Origin of the sequence: Pseudomonas fluorescens (assembly GCF_902497895.1) — a bacterium.
Lineage (GTDB): Bacteria > Pseudomonadota > Gammaproteobacteria > Pseudomonadales > Pseudomonadaceae > Aquipseudomonas > Aquipseudomonas fluorescens_BP.
Genome location: NZ_CABVHQ010000032.1, coordinates 24070 through 45476 on the forward strand (window position 1 = coordinate 24070; position 21407 = coordinate 45476).

16 protein-coding genes, 1 tRNA gene and 1 pseudogene are annotated in these 21407 nt (G+C 55.7%); 2 read left to right on the forward strand and 16 right to left on the reverse strand.

All coding sequences use genetic code 11. The features are described 5' to 3' along the window. Positions 1–14: 14 nt before the first annotated feature. Both F8N21_RS17145 and F8N21_RS17150 read right to left on the reverse strand, forming a co-directional pair. Positions 15–503 carry a SixA phosphatase family protein gene (locus F8N21_RS17145; protein ID WP_150643246.1) on the reverse strand — a complete coding sequence of 163 codons (489 nt, stop codon included), beginning with the start codon at positions 501–503 and terminating at the stop codon, positions 15–17. Between the two features lie 50 nt (positions 504–553). Further along, positions 554–1543 (reverse strand): Abi family protein, encoded by a 990-nt coding sequence (locus tag F8N21_RS17150; protein ID WP_150643247.1) that lies wholly within the window; start codon positions 1541–1543, stop codon positions 554–556. Positions 1544–2343: 800 nt separating this feature from the next. On the opposite strand from F8N21_RS17150, the gene F8N21_RS17155 reads away from it, so the two are divergent. Beyond that, complete coding sequence (locus F8N21_RS17155) at positions 2344–3222, forward strand: DNA-processing protein DprA (RefSeq protein ID WP_150643248.1); 879 nt, start codon at positions 2344–2346, stop codon at positions 3220–3222. Beyond that, positions 3203–4534: a hypothetical protein gene (locus F8N21_RS17160; RefSeq protein ID WP_150643249.1), complete on the forward strand. Its 1332-nt coding sequence runs from the start codon at positions 3203–3205 to the stop codon at positions 4532–4534. The genes F8N21_RS17155 and F8N21_RS17160 overlap by 20 nt, the downstream gene beginning before the upstream one ends. 134 nt (positions 4535–4668) lie before the next feature. On the opposite strand, the gene F8N21_RS17165 is transcribed toward F8N21_RS17160, so the two are convergent. From F8N21_RS17165 to F8N21_RS17230, 14 genes and pseudogenes are all read right to left on the reverse strand, one after another. Next, positions 4669–6651, reverse strand: a complete 1983-nt coding sequence (locus F8N21_RS17165; RefSeq protein ID WP_150643250.1) for an ATP-binding protein — start codon at positions 6649–6651, stop codon at positions 4669–4671. 424 nt (positions 6652–7075) lie between these two features. Beyond that, positions 7076–7417, reverse strand: a pseudogene (locus F8N21_RS30975) (integrase); the annotation flags it as partial. Positions 7418–7574: 157 nt separating this feature from the next. Continuing rightward, the gene (locus F8N21_RS17170; protein WP_150643251.1) at positions 7575–7847 is read right to left on the reverse strand and encodes a hypothetical protein; all 273 of its coding nucleotides are present in this window, start codon (positions 7845–7847) and stop codon (positions 7575–7577) included. Further along, entirely contained in the window at positions 7844–8824 is a 981-nt protein-coding gene (locus F8N21_RS17175; protein ID WP_150643252.1) for an integrase domain-containing protein, read from the reverse strand. The genes F8N21_RS17170 and F8N21_RS17175 overlap by 4 nt, the downstream gene beginning before the upstream one ends. A 912-nt stretch (positions 8825–9736) precedes the next feature. Further along, positions 9737–11059: a tyrosine-type recombinase/integrase gene (locus tag F8N21_RS17185; RefSeq protein ID WP_150643254.1), complete on the reverse strand. Its 1323-nt coding sequence runs from the start codon at positions 11057–11059 to the stop codon at positions 9737–9739. A gap of 172 nt (positions 11060–11231) precedes the next feature. Next, positions 11232–11307, reverse strand: a tRNA-Thr gene (locus tag F8N21_RS17190). Between the two features lie 201 nt (positions 11308–11508). Further along, positions 11509–11730, reverse strand: a complete 222-nt coding sequence (locus F8N21_RS17195; RefSeq protein ID WP_150643255.1) for a formate dehydrogenase subunit delta — start codon at positions 11728–11730, stop codon at positions 11509–11511. After that, entirely contained in the window at positions 11727–14630 is a 2904-nt protein-coding gene (gene fdhF, locus F8N21_RS17200) for a formate dehydrogenase subunit alpha (RefSeq protein ID WP_150643256.1), read from the reverse strand. The genes F8N21_RS17195 and fdhF overlap by 4 nt, the downstream gene beginning before the upstream one ends. After that, entirely contained in the window at positions 14627–16189 is a 1563-nt protein-coding gene (locus tag F8N21_RS17205) for a formate dehydrogenase beta subunit (protein WP_191624343.1), read from the reverse strand. The genes fdhF and F8N21_RS17205 overlap by 4 nt, the downstream gene beginning before the upstream one ends. Continuing rightward, positions 16186–16662 carry a formate dehydrogenase subunit gamma gene (locus F8N21_RS17210; protein ID WP_150643257.1) on the reverse strand — a complete coding sequence of 159 codons (477 nt, stop codon included), beginning with the start codon at positions 16660–16662 and terminating at the stop codon, positions 16186–16188. The genes F8N21_RS17205 and F8N21_RS17210 overlap by 4 nt, the downstream gene beginning before the upstream one ends. A gap of 527 nt (positions 16663–17189) precedes the next feature. Further along, positions 17190–18428: a nucleoside deaminase gene (locus F8N21_RS17215; protein WP_150643258.1), complete on the reverse strand. Its 1239-nt coding sequence runs from the start codon at positions 18426–18428 to the stop codon at positions 17190–17192. Positions 18429–18737: 309 nt separating this feature from the next. After that, positions 18738–19967, reverse strand: coding sequence for a methyltransferase (locus tag F8N21_RS17220; protein ID WP_150643259.1), 1230 nt, complete (start codon positions 19965–19967; stop codon positions 18738–18740). Next, on the reverse strand, positions 19948–20637 hold the full coding sequence (locus F8N21_RS17225) for an ABC transporter permease (protein WP_150643260.1): 690 nt from the start codon (positions 20635–20637) through the stop codon (positions 19948–19950). The genes F8N21_RS17220 and F8N21_RS17225 overlap by 20 nt, the downstream gene beginning before the upstream one ends. Next, positions 20634–21329 carry an ABC transporter permease gene (locus tag F8N21_RS17230; protein WP_150643261.1) on the reverse strand — a complete coding sequence of 232 codons (696 nt, stop codon included), beginning with the start codon at positions 21327–21329 and terminating at the stop codon, positions 20634–20636. Before F8N21_RS17230 ends, F8N21_RS17225 begins: the two co-directional genes overlap by 4 nt. Positions 21330–21407: the final 78 nt, after the last annotated feature.

Sequence of the window (21407 nt, forward strand, 5' to 3'; positions counted from 1 at the left end):
TTTCCAGGATTGCCCTAGGGTTTTTTTGGATAGTCGAGCGCCACTTGTGCGGGCTCGAGCTCGCCGATTTCTGACCACGACTTCGCATCGAACCTGAACTCGGCGACGGCGCACGTTGGCATGTCGGTGATCTTGCTGGAGAGCCGCTGCGCGAGTTCGACCAACGCGGGGTTATGGCCAAAGATCATCACTGACTTCAGCCGGTTGCCCAGCGTGCGGATGACCTCGAGCAAGTCATTCGCCTCGACGGCATACAGCCGATCGTCCACGACTATGTCTTTGCGCCGGTAATCGAGTTTCCTGGCGATGATCTTCGCCGTCTCGAGCGCACGCACGGCCGGGCTCGACAGGATCAGATCGGGCTTCAGATCGCGCTTGGCCAAGCGCTCACCAATCTTGGGCGCGTCGCGTCTGCCGCGATCGTTCAATGGGCGGTCTTTGTCGGGCTGCGCAGCGTCATCCCAACTCGACTTGGCATGGCGAATGAGAAATAACATTTTCATACCGCCTCCGGTATACGCGGAAAATTAATCGTGGTTTGTTTCTGGCTTCCTTACTCCAGACACCATTGCCGCTGACGTTTCCAATCATTTGGAAATCCCATGAGTCTCAAATAACCCAGCTCCTGCTGATCCATGATTTCGGCCAGGCGAAGCTTCCACTGGCTGTCTGGACTGATCAAGTCGGTTAGGTAGGCCAGCATCGTCAATACGATGTATAGCCGCTGCTTGGGCTGAGGCCGGTCGGCAGGGGCAGTTGGGATGACCCATTCTTTGGGTAAGGATGGTCGAATCGAGAGATCTCGGTTCCATAGTCGTGAGTGGTGGGCACAGCAGTTTCGAATGAAGGTCAGAGTGTGTAGCCAGGAGGCAAATACATCGAAGGGCAGACTGAATCTGGTGGCGATAGCTTTCTTATCGGCACTTCTGCCTATGGCATTGAAGAGGGTAGATACCGTCCCAAGGCTGAGTTCTTCCAGTACCGCCCATGCGGGTGGCAGCTCAGGGTGAGCATAGTTCGCTCCATAGAATCGGAAATAGTTATCGCGCATGCGGTTTTCGATCCGCTGTTGCTGAAGCCCATCGGCGTGTCTGCCCTTTTTGATGCGATCAATCTCACGACCGAGTTTGTTGCGCTCCTTGTTCAATTGGTCCCGCAAGGGACGCAACAGTTCGGGATGCGAGTATGACGAGGAGAAGATTGACGCGTCAGCTATCCAGTCAGGTCCATATTTTGGGCACATGTGATTGCTGATAGTCGCTCGTATGGCGACTTCGACACGTTCGATTGCATCCATGGTTATGCGCCGCAACGAACCATCGAAGCGGTAGATGTCGACGACTGCTTTCAGGGTGCTACCGGGCTTGAAGATGTGTTCAACACCAGGTTCTTGGAAGGGGCGCATGTAGGGGCTCAGGCGAAACAGCGTGACCACTTCGAGGAAGCGCATGGCCCGGTCGTCGTTGGCGACGTGCAGGCCTCGTTGCTTTAGCAGTTCCAATTGCTGTTCTACGCTGAGGGCCGGCTTGTCGAAGGGCCTCATGTAGTTTTCTCCAGGCAAAAAAAACCCGCACGATTTGAGCTTGCTGACTGGGTCAACCTAGGCTTGGCGGGTGTGTTGGGGTGCATTTTAGGTCTGTGGAAGAGGTCGTCAACGTTGCGCTGAAGTGAAATTGTAACGGGGGCTACCTGGACAAACAGAGGATTTGGGATCAGGCATATCTGGGCAGGATGGAGGGTGGTGCAGTCTGCGATTTTTTCAGGGGCAACCGGATTCGCGGTTGGGGCGGAGATTTGAAGATCAAAAGATCGCAGCCTTCGGCAGCTCCTACGGGGGGGATGTGCAGCCGTGAGATTTTTGGATGGCGGAAACAACAAAGGCCCGCATTTCTGCGAGCCTTCGTTTTGTATGGTGCGGCACCAGGAGTCGAATTTAACCATAAGCCCCAGTAAAATAAGGGCTGTTGATGCTGGTTACGGATTTTACTATCCCTATTTTTACCCTAAAGGGCGATAGCACGCTTTGAAGCTAAGTGGCTCCCCTCCGAGAGAGCTGCTTGGCTCGTTGGCTCTTAATTCGAACGACCGCAGGCTCGTGTGCTCTACTTTTTGAGAAAAATTGACGCTACGCTAGGGGGTCGCTTCTGGTCGGCTTTAGCCCAAGAAGGCGGCCGAAACCATCGAGAGTGGTGGTTCCTCTCTAAGCACCTTTCGCCATCTGCCTATGAATGTTAGATTGCCATCATTGCTTGATATTTTCCCCTGTGGGGTATCAGTCGAGAGCGGGCTGTGAGAAGGGAGAGGGGCACCACATGAGAATTATCTCTGTGAGAGGATATCGAATTGTATCTTGAAGAAATCGATGATCAAAGTCGAAGAGTCGCCTGGATACATGCTGTTTTGGTGCTTTCAAAGAAAATTGCAATTGGAAGTGCTAAAGCCAATGATGATCTGAGGAAAAAAATTCTCAGTGCTGGCTCTGTAGAAAATCTTTATAAGGATTTTTTCTCACTTATTCCTGTTGATGATGAAGTCGCAAAGAAAGTAACTTCAAAATTAAACAAATATACTCACTGTTTCCGTGCTGTTACATGTGTTGATGATGATTATCCGTCAAGATTGAATGAGTTTCCCGGCACTCCGCCAATAATCTATACCCAAGGAGATTTGTCTCTCCTTCAAACTGGGAAAAGTATTGCCGTTGTAGGGACTCGCCATCTTGATGAGGTCGCTCATGTCGAGCATGGGCGGCGTGTAGTTAAAAGGCTGATAAGCTCAGGCTACCGTACTATCGTTAGTGGCTTAGCTTCAGGGTCTGATACGTTAGGGCATAGTTCAGCTATCCAATACGGAGGCAGGACCATAGCAGTGTTAGGCACTCCAATTGACACTTTTTATCCTCGAGAGAATTCTGCACTTCAGAGCGAAATTGCTCGAGATAATCTTGTCGTGAGTGAATACCCTATCGGCGTAGGATCGTTTGGATCTTATTTTGCAAATCGGAATAGAACTACTGTTGCGCTATCTAGCGATGGAGTAGTTGTAATTCGTGCTGGTGATAAAAGTGGAACCCAATACGCGATTAGAATCTGTATGGAACAAGGCAAGCAGCTGTATGTGTTGGAAAATAATTTAAAGGAAGCTGACTATACATGGGTCAGTAAGTACAAGAATAAAATTAAATTGGTCAGGGAGGATTTCGATGCGGGTGATAATATTTGACTTGGATTTCACTCTTGCCTCGACAGAAAACTGTCAGCCCTATCTGACAACTGTTAGGGGGCGAGGTGCGATTGCGGACGCATTGCATAATCAAAGTGTAAATGTTTCATTTTACGATGCACGCTTGGCGAATGATTTTAATAGCTTGCAGGAAGTCGATAACTGCTGCGTAGTTGTTGTATCGGATTCGCCAAAAGACTATTGTTTGCAGATCTTGGCGCTTGGTGGTTATAAAATAGATAGCCGATTAGTATTTGGGGCTCAATCTAAGCCTTTAGTTAACTTTGAAGCGCTTCTAGAAAGCTTGGAAGAGGTATTAGGCGTCGACGCGGGAGACTTTGAGTTTCTTGTAATCGGTGATAGTCCAAAAGATATTTATTTCGCACACTCAATTCGTTCTCCGTCCGTTTTTGCAAGCTGGGGGACGCGGCATGAATTTTCTATGGTTGAGTACTCTCGACCTAGTTGTACTGCCTCAGGTGTAGAGCAGCTGAGAGAGCATATCATGGCATTTTTGCGTGGTGATTTAAATTTCGAAGACTACAATTTTAGTGGTGATTATATAACTCTGGATGTGGATAAGTTGTGTCGGGTTGAGTTAAGTGAAGCAGAGATTGGTTATGGGCATGAATATGTTCCGGATCATAACCACTATAGAAATGACCAAGATAAATGGTCCTCTAGAGATCTAAGATGGATTGTTAAGAAAGCAAAAAATTTCACTAGGCAACATCATAATTACATGCGCTCGATGCCTATGTATGGCCGCGATGGACCATACGAAACAACACCTTTAAAAAGTAAAGCAGGGCATTTCAAAAGAGATTTTTTGAAATGGTGCGTGGTAAATGGAATTTCCGGAAAAATATTGTTGGTTCCGGTTCCCTCTTCTGTTCCCCGTGAATGTAATCTGAGCTTTACAATAGGTATTATCTGCGATTGGTGGGCGACTTGGATCAGTAAAGAATGCGAAGACATGGATATTGAGGTGCTTGACGCATTCGAAAGATTTTGGCCTAGACAACCCTCTCATCAATCTGAGGGGCGGCGAACTATGGATGAACATTTCGATACGCTTGGAATGTTTTCTGAGAAAGCACAGAAGAAAGATAATATAGACTATGTAATTATCGTTGATGATGTTGTGACTTCAGGCGCTCATATAAATGCGATAGCCTCATTTATTAAGACGCTAGACGTAGTTGAGGAAGAAACACCTATACTTGGTTATGCGTTGTTCAAGACAGCGCATCCTGAGCAGGAAAATACTGAAAGTGACAATGGCGGCTTCATATTCCGCTTGAATAGGTGATTTGAATAGGCGTTATTTAGAGGTTGTCCTCTGCTTCTGCCTAACTTAGTACACGATAATTGATTTGGTCGACCTGGCGGCAGGGCCCGTCGACCGCAATCATAGAATTGATAGGTAGGTATTTTAAAAGTAAGCTAAATTGTCTCTTCTTGCAGTTTTTCAACCAGCTGCTGCTTCGTGAAGCTTTCCAAGTTATTTCGATTTGTAGTTAGTTGTTTTAACATGAAGTCGTTGCTTATATGGAAATTGTCCAGGATGCTAAACCAGTTTTTTACATAGCGCTTCGTTTTTCCATCATCCATCACGAGGCCGGCTTCATTTTTACTTCGATGGCTTTCGATTCTGTCGGCAATTTCAGTATCGTTTTCTGAAATTTTTCTTCCTATTAAAATTAACTCTAAACGAATCGAGTCACTTTTGAATTCTGGGTAGCTTTTTAGAATTCGAGCATAGTCATCAAGCTGTTGGAGGTGCTTCCAGTTAAGTGATATGCTTGGTTTTTTAATTTCCACGACAATGCATCGATAAAATTTATTTCCTGAGGAATCTTGTTCCAGTATTTTTCGTGCTAGGAAAATATCCGTTTGACGATTAGCTCCGGATACAGTGGCTCCATCTTCCAGGTCAAGCCCTTCTTCAAGATCGCGATCTTTTATCTGCGCGCGGAGTCTCTTCGTTATTGTAGTGAACGTATCTTCTTCGGCTCCGAGAGTTTCGTATTGCGAGCCAAATAACCAGGTGTTGCTTTCAATAATCTGCTGTAAATCAGGCGTTTCGGATACATCTTTATAGTGATTGACCATTAGCTCTCTCAATCGATGGGCAGCGATTTCTCGCTTTTGAAGAGCTTCAATTGAGCTAATGATATTTTCTAACTTGGTATATTTTAATTGTGCTGCTAGCTTTTCTATCGAAGGTTGGTCAAGATCAAGAACGCTTTCCAAAATATCGATTAAGCTATTGTTCTCACTTGATACGGATAGCTTATCAAGTAAGCGAATTAAGACTTTTCGTTGCTTTTTCTTAAGAGATATTATGAATGATGGATCGCTAATGAATATTGTTTTTACTATGCCCTTGATGTGGTTTAGCTTCCACTTCGCGTACTCTGAATCGATTCCGTTATATTCAGGGAACTCACCGCTTTCAATATAACTTTCTATTTTTTTATCAGCGAGCTTTCTGAGGAACTCTTCATAGATTCGTTGTGTGAACTCAGAGAGTATTTTGTTTAGCTCTTTCCAGGTTTTTGAGTCGGGACTGCTTACGGGGCCATTAAAAATATCATCGCCTGAGTTGCTAAAAGTATCTGCCCAAATGGAAGATATAGAGACGCTTGTAAAGAAATCAGTTTTGTTGTTGAGGCTGCTTAGCTCTTTGTGGACTACTTTTCCTGAACTATTAAGTAGATAAATATGCGACTTTTCCGAGCTGGGTTGGCGCTCCCATCTAACAACGCTCACGTCAAAAATTTCATTGGCGATTTGAAAGTTTTGGGTATAGATCTCATGCTCGGGAATTTCAATGGCTTGGTTATTAAGTTTTAATTGCTTGTTTTTGTCTAGTGCTAGAAACCAACCAAATGCATCTGATAATTGATCGGAAAGCGATTGTTCTGTGGGGAGGTTGCTTTTAAAGTTTTTAAGCTCAACGCATGTACCTTTTTGTTGCTCTACGAGAAGAACATTTTGTTCGTTGGCAGAAATTATGGTGCCTTTGAAATTTTTAATGTCTACGCCATTAATTTCTATAACCGCATCTTCTTGCTTGAAACGGGTGTACCACACAGCATCATTGCACATCTTGCAAAAGGCCAAGCGACCGCGACCATGTGACCCATGCTGATCGGCTATACCGCGTTTAGCGGAGTCGTTAAATTTTTTAAAATTATTTTCTGAGTTTTTAAAATCAATTCCGTTCCCGTTGTCAAGCACGGTGACAGATTCAACTCCGCCTAACTCAGTATACCGGACGCTAACATCTAATGTTGTCGCTTCTGCATCGTATCCATTCCAGATTAGTTCGAATAGTGCCTTGGAAGGATCATAATTTTTGAAGTGTTTTTTTATACCAGCATCAGTGATGTCTGCCGAGCCGGAAAAATCCATAGAGGTCATGATAGCGTCCATGATGATCGAAGAGGTGAAGCTTTAATAAACGTTTTTTTTCTATAGGTAAAGTGTTTTTTGCTATGTGAGTCATCGTTACATCTGGTTTGCTGCTATAGGTAGTACGCAGAACGGTAGGTTGTATTGATTTTAACTGATTTCGAGTTTGTATGCTGTTTGTGCGATTAGTTGTTTTTGGTGCTCAAATAGATTTTTTGTAATCGCTTTATTATTAGCAGTGTTGTTATCATGTAGTGATACCTTGTTTGTTCGGTGTGCTTCCTTAAATGTGTTTTGTGGAGCCAGATCAAGTGTTTTAGTCTCCAGTGTCATGGTATAGTGATTTTCCAATATTCTATATTGGCTGTTTGCATTACCCGATCTTGTTTGAGGTGACGTTGCTTGGTCCGGTCCACTGCTCCGCCTCTCGTTATAGTCTCGGCAAGGCTGCCAGCATTGCTTCGCGCAGGGGCATACCGGTTTCACGTACTAAGTGAACGATGGCGGAGACTCGATGTTGTTCCTTTTTTCGAGCGCTTTAGCCCCCAAACCTTGCTCGGATTATAACTTGAACGCGTTGACCTCCTCGGAGCGCCGCAATGGTCCGGTTGACGCTGGGTAATCGGTTTGGGGCGGTGGCGATAGCAAGTTTACCCTGCTCAAGTTGCTGCCGAAGATGCCCTGCATAGTCCAACAAGGTCTGCCGATCGATCTACAGCGCATCGTTAAACCCCAGCCTATCCTCCGACCGACATCAACGTACAAACGCCTGCCAGAAGGTGAAACCAAAGCGACTTTTTCAACAGAGTTGGCCGTTTTCTGCCTGTGATTACTGGCCGCCTTGGGGTGATCTTTCCTTTGGATTGCTGAGCTGGCTGACGTCTGTAATACATCGTGGCTGTAGGCTGGACTTTTGTCGCGAACAGAATTTCTTACGATTGAAACCACTGTTTTCCAAGGCGTAGGGCGATCAACTGTAGGGTTAGGCTGTAGTAATAGCGCGTCGCTTCTGATCGATCACCCATCCTGTGATCCAGAAACCATAGGACATGCTTACGCTGCCAAGTCCATGGATTGTCCCGTTGCCAGCGCTCAACAATTGCTGTTTGGATGGTCTGCGCCTGATGAATATGGCGTTGGCGCGTGGTGTGTGACCCGGTCAGGATGCCTGCCAGGAACAACTCCATATCGAATGGCTTGCTCATGTTCGACCCCCGATGTAAGCCGATACCACGTCGATACGGCTGTGTCCCAGCTCATAGCTGATTTGGTCTCGGGCCTCCCGGTCGAGATATCGGTCGAGTTGATAGCAATGGCCACCGTTGATGGGCGCGGGATGATGGGTGATTCGCTCATAGCGTTCGCATGCATAGGCTGACCGCAACTCGTGGAAACCTGTGAGGTTGTGCGTATGGAGAATGACCCGTGCGGGGCGGACGATTCCCCGTTGGAAGTCAAGGTAGCGTTCATTCGGTGCAAGCAGGTTGCGGCTGCCGTCGGGCGAGACCTGTTCGGCAAACCTCAGCGCATCACGAATATGCTCATCCACCGTAATCCAGCGAGGTGCCGAGGCACCGGAGCGGCCACCTTTGGTGCCATCCTGGATGTTGATCTTGCCGTAGTGTTCGGCCTCACGTTTTAGGCGCGGTAGGTTGGCCAAAATGGCCTCACGCAAGCGCATGCCGGTGGCTCGGGCCAACTGCGCGATGGCCGCAGCGCGCGGCTGCTGGTGTTCGCAAAGCACCTCGACGATCTGCTTCACGTGTTCGCGGTCTTGGCCTTGCGGCACCGAGCGACGAACACTGGTGCGGCGCATCCCCAGCACCTTGCTCGGACTCGGCACTTTCACATACTGATCACCGCGAAGCGCGGCCATGGTCCGGTTCACGCTGGATAACCGGTTTTGCGCGGTGGCGATGCAGAGAGCCCCATGTTCAACTTGCTGCCGCAGATGTCCGGCGTAGTCCAGCAAGGTTTGCCGATCAATTTTTCGCGCATCGTTAAACCCCGGTCCATCCTCCGACCGACACCAGCGCACAAACGCCTGCCAGCGATCACTGTGCGCTTTGACCGTGCCGTAATGTCCGCCGCCAAACATGTCTTTCAATGCCTGCGGCCCGGCATAGCTCAGTTGCCGACCCCATCCAAAATTGCGCCCATCCCGTCTACCGACCAATGCCATGCTCAAACTCCTCTCAAAGCCAAAACCCTTGAAACTTTCCCCACGTCATCCCGCCATGGATGTTGAGTGCTATCAGGGATCAAGGCCCCTGCGACCTGTGAGGGTTGTCCACTCACGCGGGACTGGCGGCTCTTTACGACCGGGAGCTTGGGCATCTCATGATCTGGCCTCCTGAACACTTCCGAAGACGTGGGCGGGTGGAGGCTGCGCTGGCTGACGAGACCAATGCCGCAAGATCCTGAGTCGGGTGAAGGCAGTGAAGCGATGACCGGGGCATGCCTGACTGTCAGTCAGGTGCAGTCCATTCCGTGGGCTGCGGCACCATCATCTGCATCACTGTTGCTGGCGACTTCGGTGGTTGTCACGCCGATTGTCACTAGGGGGAATGCCGCAAAGCCTTGTACGAGTTGGGCTGCAGCAGCGGTAGGAGCGCCCGTCTCTTTCCGGAAGAAAGAGACGGGCGCAGGTTGGCGCAGTGAAATGGCCAAGAGGATAGGTTGCTGCAGGGCAGGAATGTAGAGGTATGAGTTGCCGCAGTGGGTACTCTGGTAGAAGTAGGCATCCATCACATCGCTGTGACTGTGCGAGCCGCCGGACGCTAATCGCACTTGGGGGTGAACCACCACGATGTGGCGTAGCCTCAAAGGTTCTGGCTACCTGGGTTGCTGTCAACGACAGCGCTTTGCCCGATCTTTTCTACGCCTGTGGATAATTCGGGTCAAGGCTCGAATTTTCAGGAGTTCTGCGGCTGTGGATGAAATTATCCACCGGTGGAAATCAGTGGTTTTCCACAGACAGTTGCGCGGGCTTTAGATTTTTTAAGTGAGGTCCATCCAAACAGGGCGGCTTTGCAGCCCTGTTTGGATGGACCCGCGTGGATAAGCGGATCACTGAGATATAAAGACCGAGCGCTTACTCAGTTGCGCCACGTTTTGCTTTTAAGCGAGTGACGTTCGGTCCGGTCTGGTTCGCGAATTCGTGTGGAGTGACATGCTCCTGCCAGTTGGCCTCCAGGTACCGGCTCCACCAGTTCATGATCAGCCTGCGCTCCTCGATGAACTCGGCCTTGTGGATGTAAGCGGCGCGGACGTTGTTGCGCTCCTTGTGGCTCATCTGCCGTTCAATAGCTGTCTCCGACCACAATCCTGACTCGATCAGTGCGCTGCAGGCCATCGAACGAAATCCATGCCCGCAGATATCGGTTTTGGTGTCGTATCCCATCGTCCGAAGCGCGTTGTTCACGGTATTTTCGGACATGGGCTTCCAGGGTTTGGCATCCCCTGCGAAGACCAAGTCGAATTTGCCTGTGATTGCGTGGATCTGCTCAAGCAGGGCCACTGCTGGTGGCGATAAGGGTACTAAATGGATATCCCCTGCCATCTTAGTACCCCTTGTGGAAAAGGGTACGCCCTCCAACGCGGGTCGAGTGTCCGGTATCTCCCAGGTGCCGCGCTTGAGGTCGAACTCTCTCCAGCGTGCGAAACGCAGCTCGCTGGATCGTACAAACACATGCAGCGACAGCATCACCGTCAGACGGGTAAGTGCTCGGCCTTTATAGGTGTCGATCCGCTCCTGCAGTTCCGGCAGTCGCGATAAGGGTAGAGCGGGGCGATGTACCACCCGCGGGGCTTTGATCGAGCCTTCGAGATCGTAAGCAGGGTTTATGGTGATAAGCCGGAGGCGCTTTGCCTCGCGCATGATGCTCTGCAGGTAGTTTTGTACCCTTAAAGCAACGTCGATCGTTCCGCGCTTCTTGATCGCTTCCAAGGGCTGCATAAGGTCATGGGTGTCGAGATCAACAAGGGCGCGTGCGCCGATCAGCGGGAATACGTGGGTTTTGAGGCGGCTCATCACAGTCTTCGAGTGGCCAGGTGCCCACTTGGCCGACATTTCCGTGTGCCAGTCCAGCGCAACGCTTTCAAAGGTTCTGCCTTTGATCACAGCTTCCGCCTTGGCTTGGTGCTTGGTTTCTATGGGATCAATGCCATCCGCCAGCATTCGCTTGACCTCCAAGCGCTTGCGGCGCGCATCGGCGAGGCCGATGACGGGGTAGTTGCCGAACGAGGTCAGTCCTTCCCGTCCGTCAGGTTTGACGTAACGGAGCCGCCAGCCTTTGCGGCCATTGGGTTGGACTAGGAGGTAGAGGCCATCGCCGTCGAAAAGCTTGTAGGCGCGGTCTGTCGGTTTTGCCAAGCGGCAAGCTGCGTCAGAGAGCGGAGCTGTGGTGCGCGACATAAGGGTACTCCCTTTTATCGAAGTGACCTGTATCCCAAACTCTACCCTTAAAATGGTTGGAATCCACCAGTTTTTGACGGAAACCGATGGAGCGCCAAAACGAAAAAACCCGCCAGAAGGCGGGTTTCTCGGGGGTTCAAGAGATTTTGAAAGCCTTCTCTGGAACCTTGTATGGTGCCGGCACCAGGAGTCGAACCCGGGACCTACTGATTACAAGTCAGTTGCTCTACCAACTGAGCTATACCGGCGTGTTAGGGCGACGATTATATCGATTGGTTTGGATCTGTAAACCCCTGAATTCAGACTATTTTTGCGTGGGGCGTGCTGATGCTTTGCGCTGGGGTGTGTGTGGGTTATCCGCGCCCTCGAATTGTCGACTTTAAAAGCCTCTGGAACGCCCCTTGGCCTGTCTTCACAGGCCAAGGGGAATCCCAAGGGATTGTGTGAACCTAAGCCTCCCAGCCCGCCCCACTTACCGCCGCCTGCACCAGTGGGTGCAAGTCTGCCCCCTGATGCGCGGTCTGCCAGGCCAGCAACTCCTTGCGCATGCCGGGCGTCCAGAACAACTGCAGGTGATTGCGCACGCCGAGCACGGCTTGTTGCTGGTCCGGTTCGCCGGCGAAGTACTGGGCGATCTGGTTGGCCATCTTGATCAGGTTGGCGGTGCTCATCGGCGTACCTCGGCTTTTGTTCCGGCGCTGCGTGTCTGGCGGCGTTTGTCGAGCAGGCGGTGTTGTTCGTCGCTGAACTCCTGGTAGCGTTTTTGCCACTCGGAAGGGTGGTAGACGCGGCTGACTTCCACGGCGGTGACCTTGTACTCCGGACAGTTGGTGGCCCAGTCGGAGTTGTCGGTGGTGATGACGTTGGCCCCCGATTCAGGGAAGTGGAAGGTGGTGTACACCACTCCCGGGGCTACCCGTTCGGTGACCCGCGCACGCAGTACGGTCTGGCCGGCGCGGCTGCCGATGCCGACCCAGTCACCTTCGTTGATGCCACGGCTCTCGGCGTCGGTCGGGTGGATTTCCAGGCGGTCTTCGGCGTGCCAGGCGACGTTGTCGGTACGCCGGGTCTGGGCGCCGACGTTGTACTGGCTGAGGATGCGCCCGGTAGTCAGCAGAAGGGGGTAGCGATTGTTGACCTTTTCCTCGGTGGGCACATAGCCGGTGAGCATGAAGCGCCCCTTGCCGCGCACGAATTCCTCGATGTGCATGGTCGGCGTGCCGTCCGGTGCCGCGGCGTTGCACGGCCATTGCAGGCTGCCGTGGCGCTCCAGTGAGGTGTAGCTGACGTGGCTGAAGGTCGGCGTCAGGCTGGCGATTTCATCCATGATTTCTGACGGGTGCCGGTAGTTCATGGGGTAACCCAGGGCGTTGGCCAGGGCCACTGTGCCTTCCCAGTCGGCCTTGCCGCCAAGAGGTTCCATGACCTTGCGCACCCGGGAGATGCGCCGCTCGGCGTTGGTGAAGGTGCCGTCTTTTTCCAGGAACGAGCTGCCCGGCAGGAACACGTGGGCGAACTTGGCGGTTTCGTTGAGGAAAATATCCTGCACCACCACGCATTCCATGGCCGACAGAGCCGCGGTGACGTGCTGGGTATTGGGGTCGCTCTGGGCGATGTCTTCACCCTGGCAATACAGGCCCTTGAAGCTGCCGCCCAGGGCTGCCTCGAACATGTTGGGGATGCGCAGGCCCGGGTCGGGTTGCAGGGTGACGTTCCAGGCCTGTTCGAACTGCGCCCGTACCACCTCGTTGGAGATGTGCCGGTAGCCGGGCAGCTCGTGGGGGAAGGAGCCCATGTCGCAGGAGCCCTGAACGTTGTTCTGCCCACGCAGCGGGTTCACGCCCACGCCTTCGCGGCCGATGTTGCCGGTGGCCATGGCCAGGTTGGCGATGCCCATGACCGCGGTGCTGCCCTGGCTGTGTTCGGTGACGCCCAGGCCGTAGTAGATCGCCGCATTGCCGCCGGTGGCATACAGACGGGCGGCGGCACGGATGTCGGCAGCGGCTACGCCGCAGATGGCGCCAAGGATCTCCGGCGAATTTTCCGCGCGGCTGACGAACTCGCTCCAGCGGGCGAAATCGCTGCCCTCGCAACGGGCGTCGATAAAGGCCTGGTCGAGCAGGCCTTCGGTGACGATGACGTGGGCCAGGGCGTTGAGCATGGCGACGTTGGTGCCCGGGCGCAGGGCCAGGTGCAGTTCGGCGCGGGCATGCACCGAGTCCACCAGATCAATGCGTCGTGGGTCGATGACAATCAGCCGGGCGCCTTCACGCAGGCGGCGTTTGAGCTGGGAGGCGAACACCGGGTGGGCGTCGCTGGGGTTGGCGCCCATCACCAGGATCACGTCGGCCTGCATCACCGAGTCGAAGCTCTGGGTGCCGGCGGACTCGCCCAGGGTTTGCTTCAAGCCGTAACCGGTAGGCGAGTGGCAGACCCGCGCACAGGTGTCGACGTTGTTGTTGCCGAAAGCGGCGCGCACCAGTTTTTGCACCAGGTAGGTTTCTTCGTTGGTGCAGCGGCTGGAGGTGATGCCACCAATGGAGTCACGACCGTATTTTTGCTGCAGCCGGCGGAATTCGCTGGCGGCGTAGGTCACCGCTTCATCCCAGCTGACTTCCTGCCAAGGGTCGTTGATGGACTTGCGGATCATCGGCTTGGTGATGCGATCCGGGTGGGTGGCGTAGCCCCAGGCAAAGCGCCCTTTGACGCAGGAGTGGCCGTGGTTGGCCTGGCCGTTCTTGTCTGGAACCATGCGCACCACCTGGTCGCCTTTCATCTCGGCGCGGAACGAGCAGCCCACGCCGCAATAGGCACAGGTGGTGATCACGCTACGTTCGGGCTGACCCAGTTCGACCACGCTTTTTTCCATCAGGGTCGCGGTGGGGCAGGCTTGCACACAGGCGCCGCAGGACACGCATTCCGAGTCGAGGAAGTTCTCGCCACCGGCGGCCGCGACCCGGGATTCGAAACCGCGTCCGGTAATGGTCAGGGCAAAGGTGCCCTGGGTTTCTTCGCAGGCGCGCACGCAGCGGTTGCAGACGATGCACTTGCTCGGGTCGTAGTCGAAGTAGGGGTTGGAGGTGTCCTTCAGGTCGGCCAGATGGTTGTCGCCTTCATAGCCGTAACGCACTTCCCGCAGGCCGACCTGGCCGGCTACGGTTTGCAGCTCGCAGTTGCCGTTGGCCGAGCAGGTCAGGCAGTCCAGCGGGTGATCGGAGATGTACAGCTCCATGACGTTGCGGCGCAGGGTCGCGAGCTTCGGCGTCTGGGTGTGCACGCTCATGCCTTCGCTGACCGGCGTGGTGCAGGACGCCGGGTAGCCGCGCATGCCGTCGATCTCCACCAGGCACATGCGGCAGGAGCCGAAGGCTTCCAGACTGTCGGTGGCGCATAGTTTGGGAATGGTGGTGCCCAGCAGCGCGGCGGCGCGCATCACCGAGGTACCTTCGGGCACGCTGATGCTGCGGCCGTCGATGTTCAGGGTGACCTGCACCTGGCTGTCGCGGGCCGGGGTTCCAAGGTCAAGAGTGCCGAGAGCGATATCTGTGGCAGGGTCGAAGAGATTGATCATTGGTCGGCCTCCGAGGGCTGCAGACCGAAGTCGGCGGGGAAGTGCTTGAGGGCGCTGGCTACCGGAAAGGAGACCATGCCGCCCAACGCGCACAGCGAACCGTACTGCAGGGTGTCGCACAGGTCCTTGAGGATGATCACCTGCGCATCGCGACCGCTCTGGTCAGGCGCGGCCAGCAGGCGGTCGATCACCTCTACACCTCGGGTCGAGCCGATGCGGCATGGGGTGCATTTGCCGCAGGATTCCTCGGCGCAGAACTGCATGGCGAAGCGCGCCATGCGGGCCATGTCCAGGCTGTCGTCAGCCACCACTACACCACCGTGACCGAGCATGGCGCCGATGGCGGCGAAGGCTTCGTAATCCAGCGGAGTGTCGAATTGCCCGGGTGGCACCCAGGCGCCGAGGGGGCCGCCAACCTGAGCGGCCTTCAGCGGCCGGCCACTGGCGGTACCACCGCCGTAGTCTTCCACCAGTTCCCGCAGGGTCAGGCCAAAGGCCCGTTCCACCAGGCCGCCGTGTCGAATATTGCCCGCCAGCTGAAAGGGCATGGTGCCCAGGGAGCGGCCCATGCCGTAATCGCGATAGAACTGCGCGCCCTTGGCCAGAATCAGCGGCACCGAGGCCAGGGTCAGCACGTTGTGCACCAGGGTCGGCAGGCCGAACAGGCCCTGCAAGGCAGGGATCGGCGGCTTGGCGCGGACGATCCCGCGCTTGCCTTCGAGCGAGTCCAGCAGCGCGGTTTCCTCACCGCAGATGTAAGCGCCGGCACCAACTCGCACTTCCATATCGAAGGTCTGGCCACTGCCGCCGACATTGGCGCCGAGGTAACCGGCGGCCCGGGCGATGTCCAGCGCCTCGCGCAGTGTGGCCACGGCCTGTGGATATTCCGAGCGCACATAGATGTAGCCGTAGCTGGCGCCGACGGTGAGACCGGCAATGGCCATGCCTTCGATCAGCAGGAAGGGGTCGCCTTCCATCAACATGCGGTCGGCGAAGGTGCCGGAGTCGCCTTCGTCGGCGTTGCACACGATGTATTTCTGCGCAGCCTGGGTGCCGCGCACCGTGCGCCATTTGATCCCCGCCGGGAAGGCCGCGCCGCCACGGCCACGCAGGCCCGAATCGAACACTGCGGTCGCGGTCTGCTCGCCACCCAGGGCGATGGCCTGGGTCAGGCCCTCGAAGCCGCCGTGGGCCCGGTAATCCTCCAGGGACAGCGGCCGGGTAATGCCGGCGCGGGCGAACAGCAGGCGTTGTTGAGTCTTTAGATAAGGAAACTGCTCCACCAGACCCAAGGCCAGTGGATGGGCGGACGGCTCGCCTTGCAGCGCATCGAGCACGGATGGCACATCGGCAGCGGTCAGCGGGCCGAAGCCGATACGGCCTTGCGGGCTGTCCATTTCCAGCAGCGGTTCGAGCCAGTACAGGCCGCGAGAGCTGGTGCGTTGCAGGTCCAGCGGCAGATTGCGTTCCCGGGCCTGAGTGGCAAGGGCCACGGCGACTTCATCGGCGCCCACGGCACGGGCCAGGGAATCACCGGGCAAATAGAGGCACGGCATCATGCGTCCTCCTGGCAAGCGTCGAGCAGGGCATCCAGGCGTTCGGCGCTGAGCCGCGCATGCAGCTGGCCATCAAGCTCCAGGGCTGGCGAGCAGGCGCAGGCGCCGAGGCAATATACCGGGCGCAGACTGATGTTGCCGTCGGCGCTGCTGCCGTGGTCGTCCAGTTGCAGGCGTTCGCGCAATTGCGCGGCGAGCTGCTCGGCGCCGCGGCTCTGGCAGGACTCGGCCCGGCACAGACGCAGGATATGCCGGGCCGGGGGCGCGGTGCGCAAGTCATGGTAAAAGCTGATCACCCCGCGAATCTCGGCCTGACTCTGGTTGAGGGCGTGGGCAATCTCGGGGATGGCGGCATCGGGGATGTAACCGATGCCCTCCTGAATCTCATGAAGGATCGGCAACAGTGCGCCGGGAGTGCCCTTGTGGCGCTCCAGCAGGCTGTTGACCATAGGCAGGTGCAACATCTCATCAGGCATACAGCATTCCTCACGGTCACGGGCAAACCAGGCGGTTGTCGGTTGTCCGAAAGTGTCGGCTGCGGCACTCACACCACGTCACGGTATCGTGGCATTTTCAGGCCGTTGGCCAGGCACCCTGAGCGGGCATCTTGTTGGGCCCGGTGCGGTCTTTGCCGCACCTCTTCAGGGCATAACAGGCAGCTTGCCACGCTGCCTTTGATTCATCTGCACCAAAGCGACGTGTTCGATTCTTTCTACGACCACCCATTAAGTCTAGAAGAGCGCAGCCCAAGGCGTCGTCTCCCTGAGTGGACTGGTGATCATTCTGTGATTTAACGCTGTTGAGTGTTAAAAACCCGCTCTGAAGGATCGTTATGCCCTTTCGCTTAGGGGAAATCTGAAGATCAAAAGATCGCAGCCTTCGGCAGCTCCTACAAACGTCTAGCCACGAACCAGCAGGGTTTTGCGCTTCCCGATAGTCAGGCGTGGAGACGCCTGATCCGCTGAATCAATCAGGGATCAGGCTTGGAGCTTGACTCCACTCTCTACACGCCATTTTTGACTGCGTTGATCAGGTCCTGGCTAAGGACTTGATTCGGCGCCACTTGAACGCTTTGGGTATAGAAGGGGGGCAGGTTCTGGGCCAGGGTCGCCAGCGCTTCAGGCGTGGTGTTACCCGGCAGCAGCACGTATTGCAGGTTCGACGGGTAACTCTGGGGCACCGGGCCCTCCATGGTTGATCCATAAGCGCCGAAGGTCATCACCGCTTGCGGGGTGGTCGGGTCGGGGGCGTAGAGGAACACGAAGGTGCCATATTTTGGGTGCGTCAGGTATTGCTCGGCCTGTGCGCGAACGACCGGGTCCGGGTCGTTCATCAAGGTCCAGCGCATGACGGCGTAGTTGCGGGTGGTCTCCATGAAGGCGGTACGGATCGGCGACTGGTTCTCTACTCCGCCCAGGCACACCAGGAGGTTGCCGAATGGATCGAGCAACGCCACGGAGTTGAAGATCTCGGCTTTTTGCGCAGTCTTCAGCAACGGCGCGGCCAGTTCTGCGCCGGGGTCTCGCGGGTTGGCCGAGGTTACGGTCAAGGCAAAGGGGCTGAGTATGGTCAACGCCCGGCGTACCGGACTGTTGGCCGGGAGTGTCGCCGGGTTCTGCAGTTGCGAAGGGTCCAGGCCACTGTTGTTGCTGGCTGCGCGCACGGTATTGACGCTGGCGTCGAAGATCGAAGCGGTGAGGTAGTAGCTCGATGCGTCGATGCCCTGGCCGCCGAATGCCGGCTTCGTCGAGCCCTGATAGGCCCGGTTGACCGGGGCGCCGATGGCGTAATAGGCCCAGGTGTTTTGCGCCTGCTGACGAATCTGGGGCGGCAGGGACGGGAAGTTGAACTGGCTGTTGTAGTTGATCCCGGCATAGGTATCGATTGCGCTGACGGCGACATTGAAGCCGGCGGTAAGCAGCGAGCCGGCGCACATGGCGCAAGGGTCGAGGGTGGTCACGACCGTCAGTTGGTTGGGCGGAGGAAGGTTCAGCGCTGCTACGTTCTCGTAATACCAGTCGACCAGCTGTCGCTCGCCATGGGCGGTCGGGTCGTGAGGCAGGAAGTAGGTGGTGCTGCCCAGGAAGGGCATCAGTACGTTGTTGTGCATCGCGACTATGACTTCGCCGGTCGCGTTATGGATGATGGCGCCGCCGACGGCGAAGGTTTGCTGAATGGCGGCCAGAATAGCCTGATCGGCGACTTTATCTACAGCTTCCTGTGCACTTTTTACTGTGCTCATGGTGTTCCAGCTCCTTGCTATCCTTGCGCCAGACCATTCTGGCGTTTGAAGACAATAGCTCAGGTTTTCCGGGCTGTTTATGTCGTTTGGCTTGAATGCTTATGCACAACTGGCTCGTAGTAATCGTGATTTATAAGGGATTTTTTGGATCCGTTCGCATCTATGCGCAACTGGCTGTTTTTTCGGTTTTTTTACTGAGTGAAACAAAATTGAACAGTTGTTGATTCAGCTCTGAAACAGCGCTGGGATTGGATCCGCAGAATTTTCATCAACAGAGTTATCCACAGGCTGGAGGGTAGATGTTGGTGGCTACTTGCGTTCGGCCAGCAGCATCAGGTTGCGCGGCGTCAGTGGGGTTTCGCAGAACACTCCGAGACGAACGCCATAACCTTGCTCTTGCAGAAATAATACCCGATCGAGCACTAGCCAGAGTTCCAGGGGCCGACGAAACAGGCCACGTACCAGCTCCAGATTGCGCACATGCGCCAACCGCTGCCAGCCGGCGGCTTCCAGGGCCGACCAATCCTGTTCGTTTGTGGATAACTCTTTGAGGGCGGCGAGGTCGCGGCAATAGTCGGCGAACGGCTTGTCCAGCCAGGCGCTGGGCAATGAGGGCGTCGACAGATAGTCGTCGCAGCCGCGCAGGTCCCTCTGCAGCAGATCGAAGGCCAGGCGCCGGGCCATCGAGGTGTCACGCTGGCGCCGTACACGAGCGCCAGCGGTGACTGTTTCGCTGAGGGGCAGTGCCAGGTCGTCCAGCGATAACCGCAGGCCTGATGCCTTGGCTGCGATCGACAGTGCCTGGTACTCATCGCTCTGGATGCGGTTGTAGCAACAGGGGGCGATAGCCAGTTGCTTGCAGCCCGCGGCGCTGGCCAATTGCATCAGGCGCACATGCAGGTCGCCGCAGGCGTGCAGGGCGACCGGAGTGTGTCCGGTGTCCAGACGCGAGACGGCGTCTTCTGCCAGAACGTCCTGTTGCACGTGGGTTGCGGGAAGTCGATGGCGTTGGCTGAGCTGCTGGCCGGAGGCGATCAGTGCCGGGTCGTGTTCCAGGCAAGTCAGTAGTTGCCCGGTTTGCAGCAGACGTCGACCCAGATGCCCTTTGCCCGCGCACCAGTCGAGCCAGTGGGTGGGGGGCTCAGCAAACTGCAAGCAACCGGCGAAAGCTTCGATCTGCTGCCATTTGCGTCCGGGAACATCGACGTTCAAGCGTCGGGTGGCAGGATCGAGCGGATGGCTGGGCAGATCACCGAGAGCGCTGAGCGCGACCGAGGTGGCCGCCAGCGCTGCAAAGGGTGCCGGGGCATCCAGGTGTTGTGGCTGATTGTGGCTGGCTTCGGCGTCTTCCAGTGAACGTTGGCGCAGCCAGTGGGCCAGTTGGGGATGCTGCGCTTCCCAGGGCAGTTGCCGATGGATAAAGGGCCGCGGTCGCCACAGCGCCTGATGCTCGATGAGGAATGCATCCAGGGCCTTGAAGCGGGCGAGCAGCTGCTCGCCCTTCAATACCTGCGGCAGATCAGCGTCCCTGGCAGGCATCGACGCGCAACCAGCGCTCCAGCAGTTTGAAACCGCGTACCAGTACGTAAGCCATCAGCAAGTAGAACATGCCTGCGGCGAAGAAGATCTCCACCGGCAGATAGGTCCGCGCAATGATGGTCCGGGCCATGCCGGTCAGTTCCAGCAGGGTCACGGTACTGGCCAAGGCGCTGGCCTTGAGCATCAAGATCACTTCGTTGCTATAGGCCGGCAAACCGATCCGCGCCGCGCGCGGCAGGATGATGTAGAACAGCGCCTTGGGCCGGGACATGCCCAGGGCCCGCGCCGCTTCGATCTCACCGGGTGGAATGGCCTGGATCGCGCCGCGCAGGATTTCGGCAATGTAGGCAGCCGTGTGCAAGGTCATGGTGGCAGTGGCACACCAGAACGGATTACGCAGGTAAGGCCACAGGACGCTCTCGCGCACCGCGTCGAACTGCGCAAGGCCGTAGTAGACCAGGAACAACTGCACCAGCAGCGGCGTGCCACGGAAGAAGAAAATGTAGGCGTAAGGCAGGGCTCGTACGTACCAGCGCCCGGACGAGCGGGCGATGCCCAGCGGAATGGCCAGCAGCAAGCCGAGGATGACGGCGATGGCGACCAGTTCCAGGGTCAGGGTTGCGCCCTGCGCCAGTTTCGGCAGCCATTTGATGATCACTTCCCAGTTCATTGCGTGCTCCTCGCGAAGCCGCGAGCGGCGCGTCGTTCCAGAAAGTGCATGCCGGTCATGGCAAGAACCGTCAGGCCCAGGTACATGAAGGCGGCAACCATATAAAAGGTGAACGCCTGTTTGGAGAAGTTCACCGCGATTTGCGAGTGACGCATGATCTCTTCCAGGCCGATCACCGATACCAGCGCGGTGTCCTTCATCAGGATCATGAACAGGTTGCCCAGCCCCGGCAGGGCGATGCGCCACATCTGCGGCATGATCAGCCTGGTGAAGATCCGGAATTTCGACAGGCCCAAGGCTACGCCGGCTTCACGATGGCCTTTGGGGATTGCCAGGATCGCACCGCGGAAAACTTCCGTGGCGTAGGCGCCGAAGCACAGGCCCAAGGCAATCACACCGGCAGCGAAGGCGTTGAGCTCCAGATCGGGATTACCGAAGAACTCGCCCAGGGCCCGCATCAGGTTGACGGTGCCAAAGTAAATCAACAGTACCCAAAGCAATTCCGGGATACCGCGCACCAGCGTTGAGTAAGTACCGCCAAGCCACTGCAGTGGCTTGTACGGGGAAGTCTTGGCCAAGGCGCCGAGCAAACCGAGAACCAACCCCAGGCACAATGCCGAGAGAGCCAGTTTGACGGTCATCAGCGCGCCAGCGGCGAGCGCCGGGCCGAATCCGTAGAGATCGATATTCATGGAGTTCTTTTTTTTAGATCGCAGCAGGCTTTGCCAAGGACCGTCACCGCGGGGTTGCGGTGACGGTCAGGCAAGTCA

What these genes read in the sequence shown, in the direction of transcription:
- F8N21_RS17145 (WP_150643246.1), bottom strand. Translation starts at nt 503, where the DNA reads ATGAAAATGTTATTTCTCATTCGCCATGCCAAGTCGAGTTGGGATGAC.
- F8N21_RS17150 (WP_150643247.1), bottom strand. Translation starts at nt 1,543, where the DNA reads ATGAGGCCCTTCGACAAGCCGGCCCTCAGCGTAGAACAGCAATTGGAA.
- F8N21_RS17160 (WP_150643249.1), top strand. Translation starts at nt 3,203, where the DNA reads ATGCGGGTGATAATATTTGACTTGGATTTCACTCTTGCCTCGACAGAA.
- F8N21_RS17165 (WP_150643250.1), bottom strand. Translation starts at nt 6,651, where the DNA reads ATGACCTCTATGGATTTTTCCGGCTCGGCAGACATCACTGATGCTGGT.
- F8N21_RS17170 (WP_150643251.1), bottom strand. Translation starts at nt 7,847, where the DNA reads ATGAGCAAGCCATTCGATATGGAGTTGTTCCTGGCAGGCATCCTGACC.
- F8N21_RS17175 (WP_150643252.1), bottom strand. Translation starts at nt 8,824, where the DNA reads ATGGCATTGGTCGGTAGACGGGATGGGCGCAATTTTGGATGGGGTCGG.
- F8N21_RS17185 (WP_150643254.1), bottom strand. Translation starts at nt 11,059, where the DNA reads ATGTCGCGCACCACAGCTCCGCTCTCTGACGCAGCTTGCCGCTTGGCA.
- F8N21_RS17195 (WP_150643255.1), bottom strand. Translation starts at nt 11,730, where the DNA reads ATGAGCACCGCCAACCTGATCAAGATGGCCAACCAGATCGCCCAGTAC.
- fdhF (WP_150643256.1), bottom strand. Translation starts at nt 14,630, where the DNA reads ATGATCAATCTCTTCGACCCTGCCACAGATATCGCTCTCGGCACTCTT.
- F8N21_RS17205 (WP_191624343.1), bottom strand. Translation starts at nt 16,189, where the DNA reads ATGATGCCGTGCCTCTATTTGCCCGGTGATTCCCTGGCCCGTGCCGTG.
- F8N21_RS17210 (WP_150643257.1), bottom strand. Translation starts at nt 16,662, where the DNA reads ATGCCTGATGAGATGTTGCACCTGCCTATGGTCAACAGCCTGCTGGAG.
- F8N21_RS17215 (WP_150643258.1), bottom strand. Translation starts at nt 18,428, where the DNA reads ATGAGCACAGTAAAAAGTGCACAGGAAGCTGTAGATAAAGTCGCCGAT.
- F8N21_RS17220 (WP_150643259.1), bottom strand. Translation starts at nt 19,967, where the DNA reads ATGCCTGCCAGGGACGCTGATCTGCCGCAGGTATTGAAGGGCGAGCAG.
- F8N21_RS17225 (WP_150643260.1), bottom strand. Translation starts at nt 20,637, where the DNA reads ATGAACTGGGAAGTGATCATCAAATGGCTGCCGAAACTGGCGCAGGGC.
- F8N21_RS17230 (WP_150643261.1), bottom strand. Translation starts at nt 21,329, where the DNA reads ATGAATATCGATCTCTACGGATTCGGCCCGGCGCTCGCCGCTGGCGCG.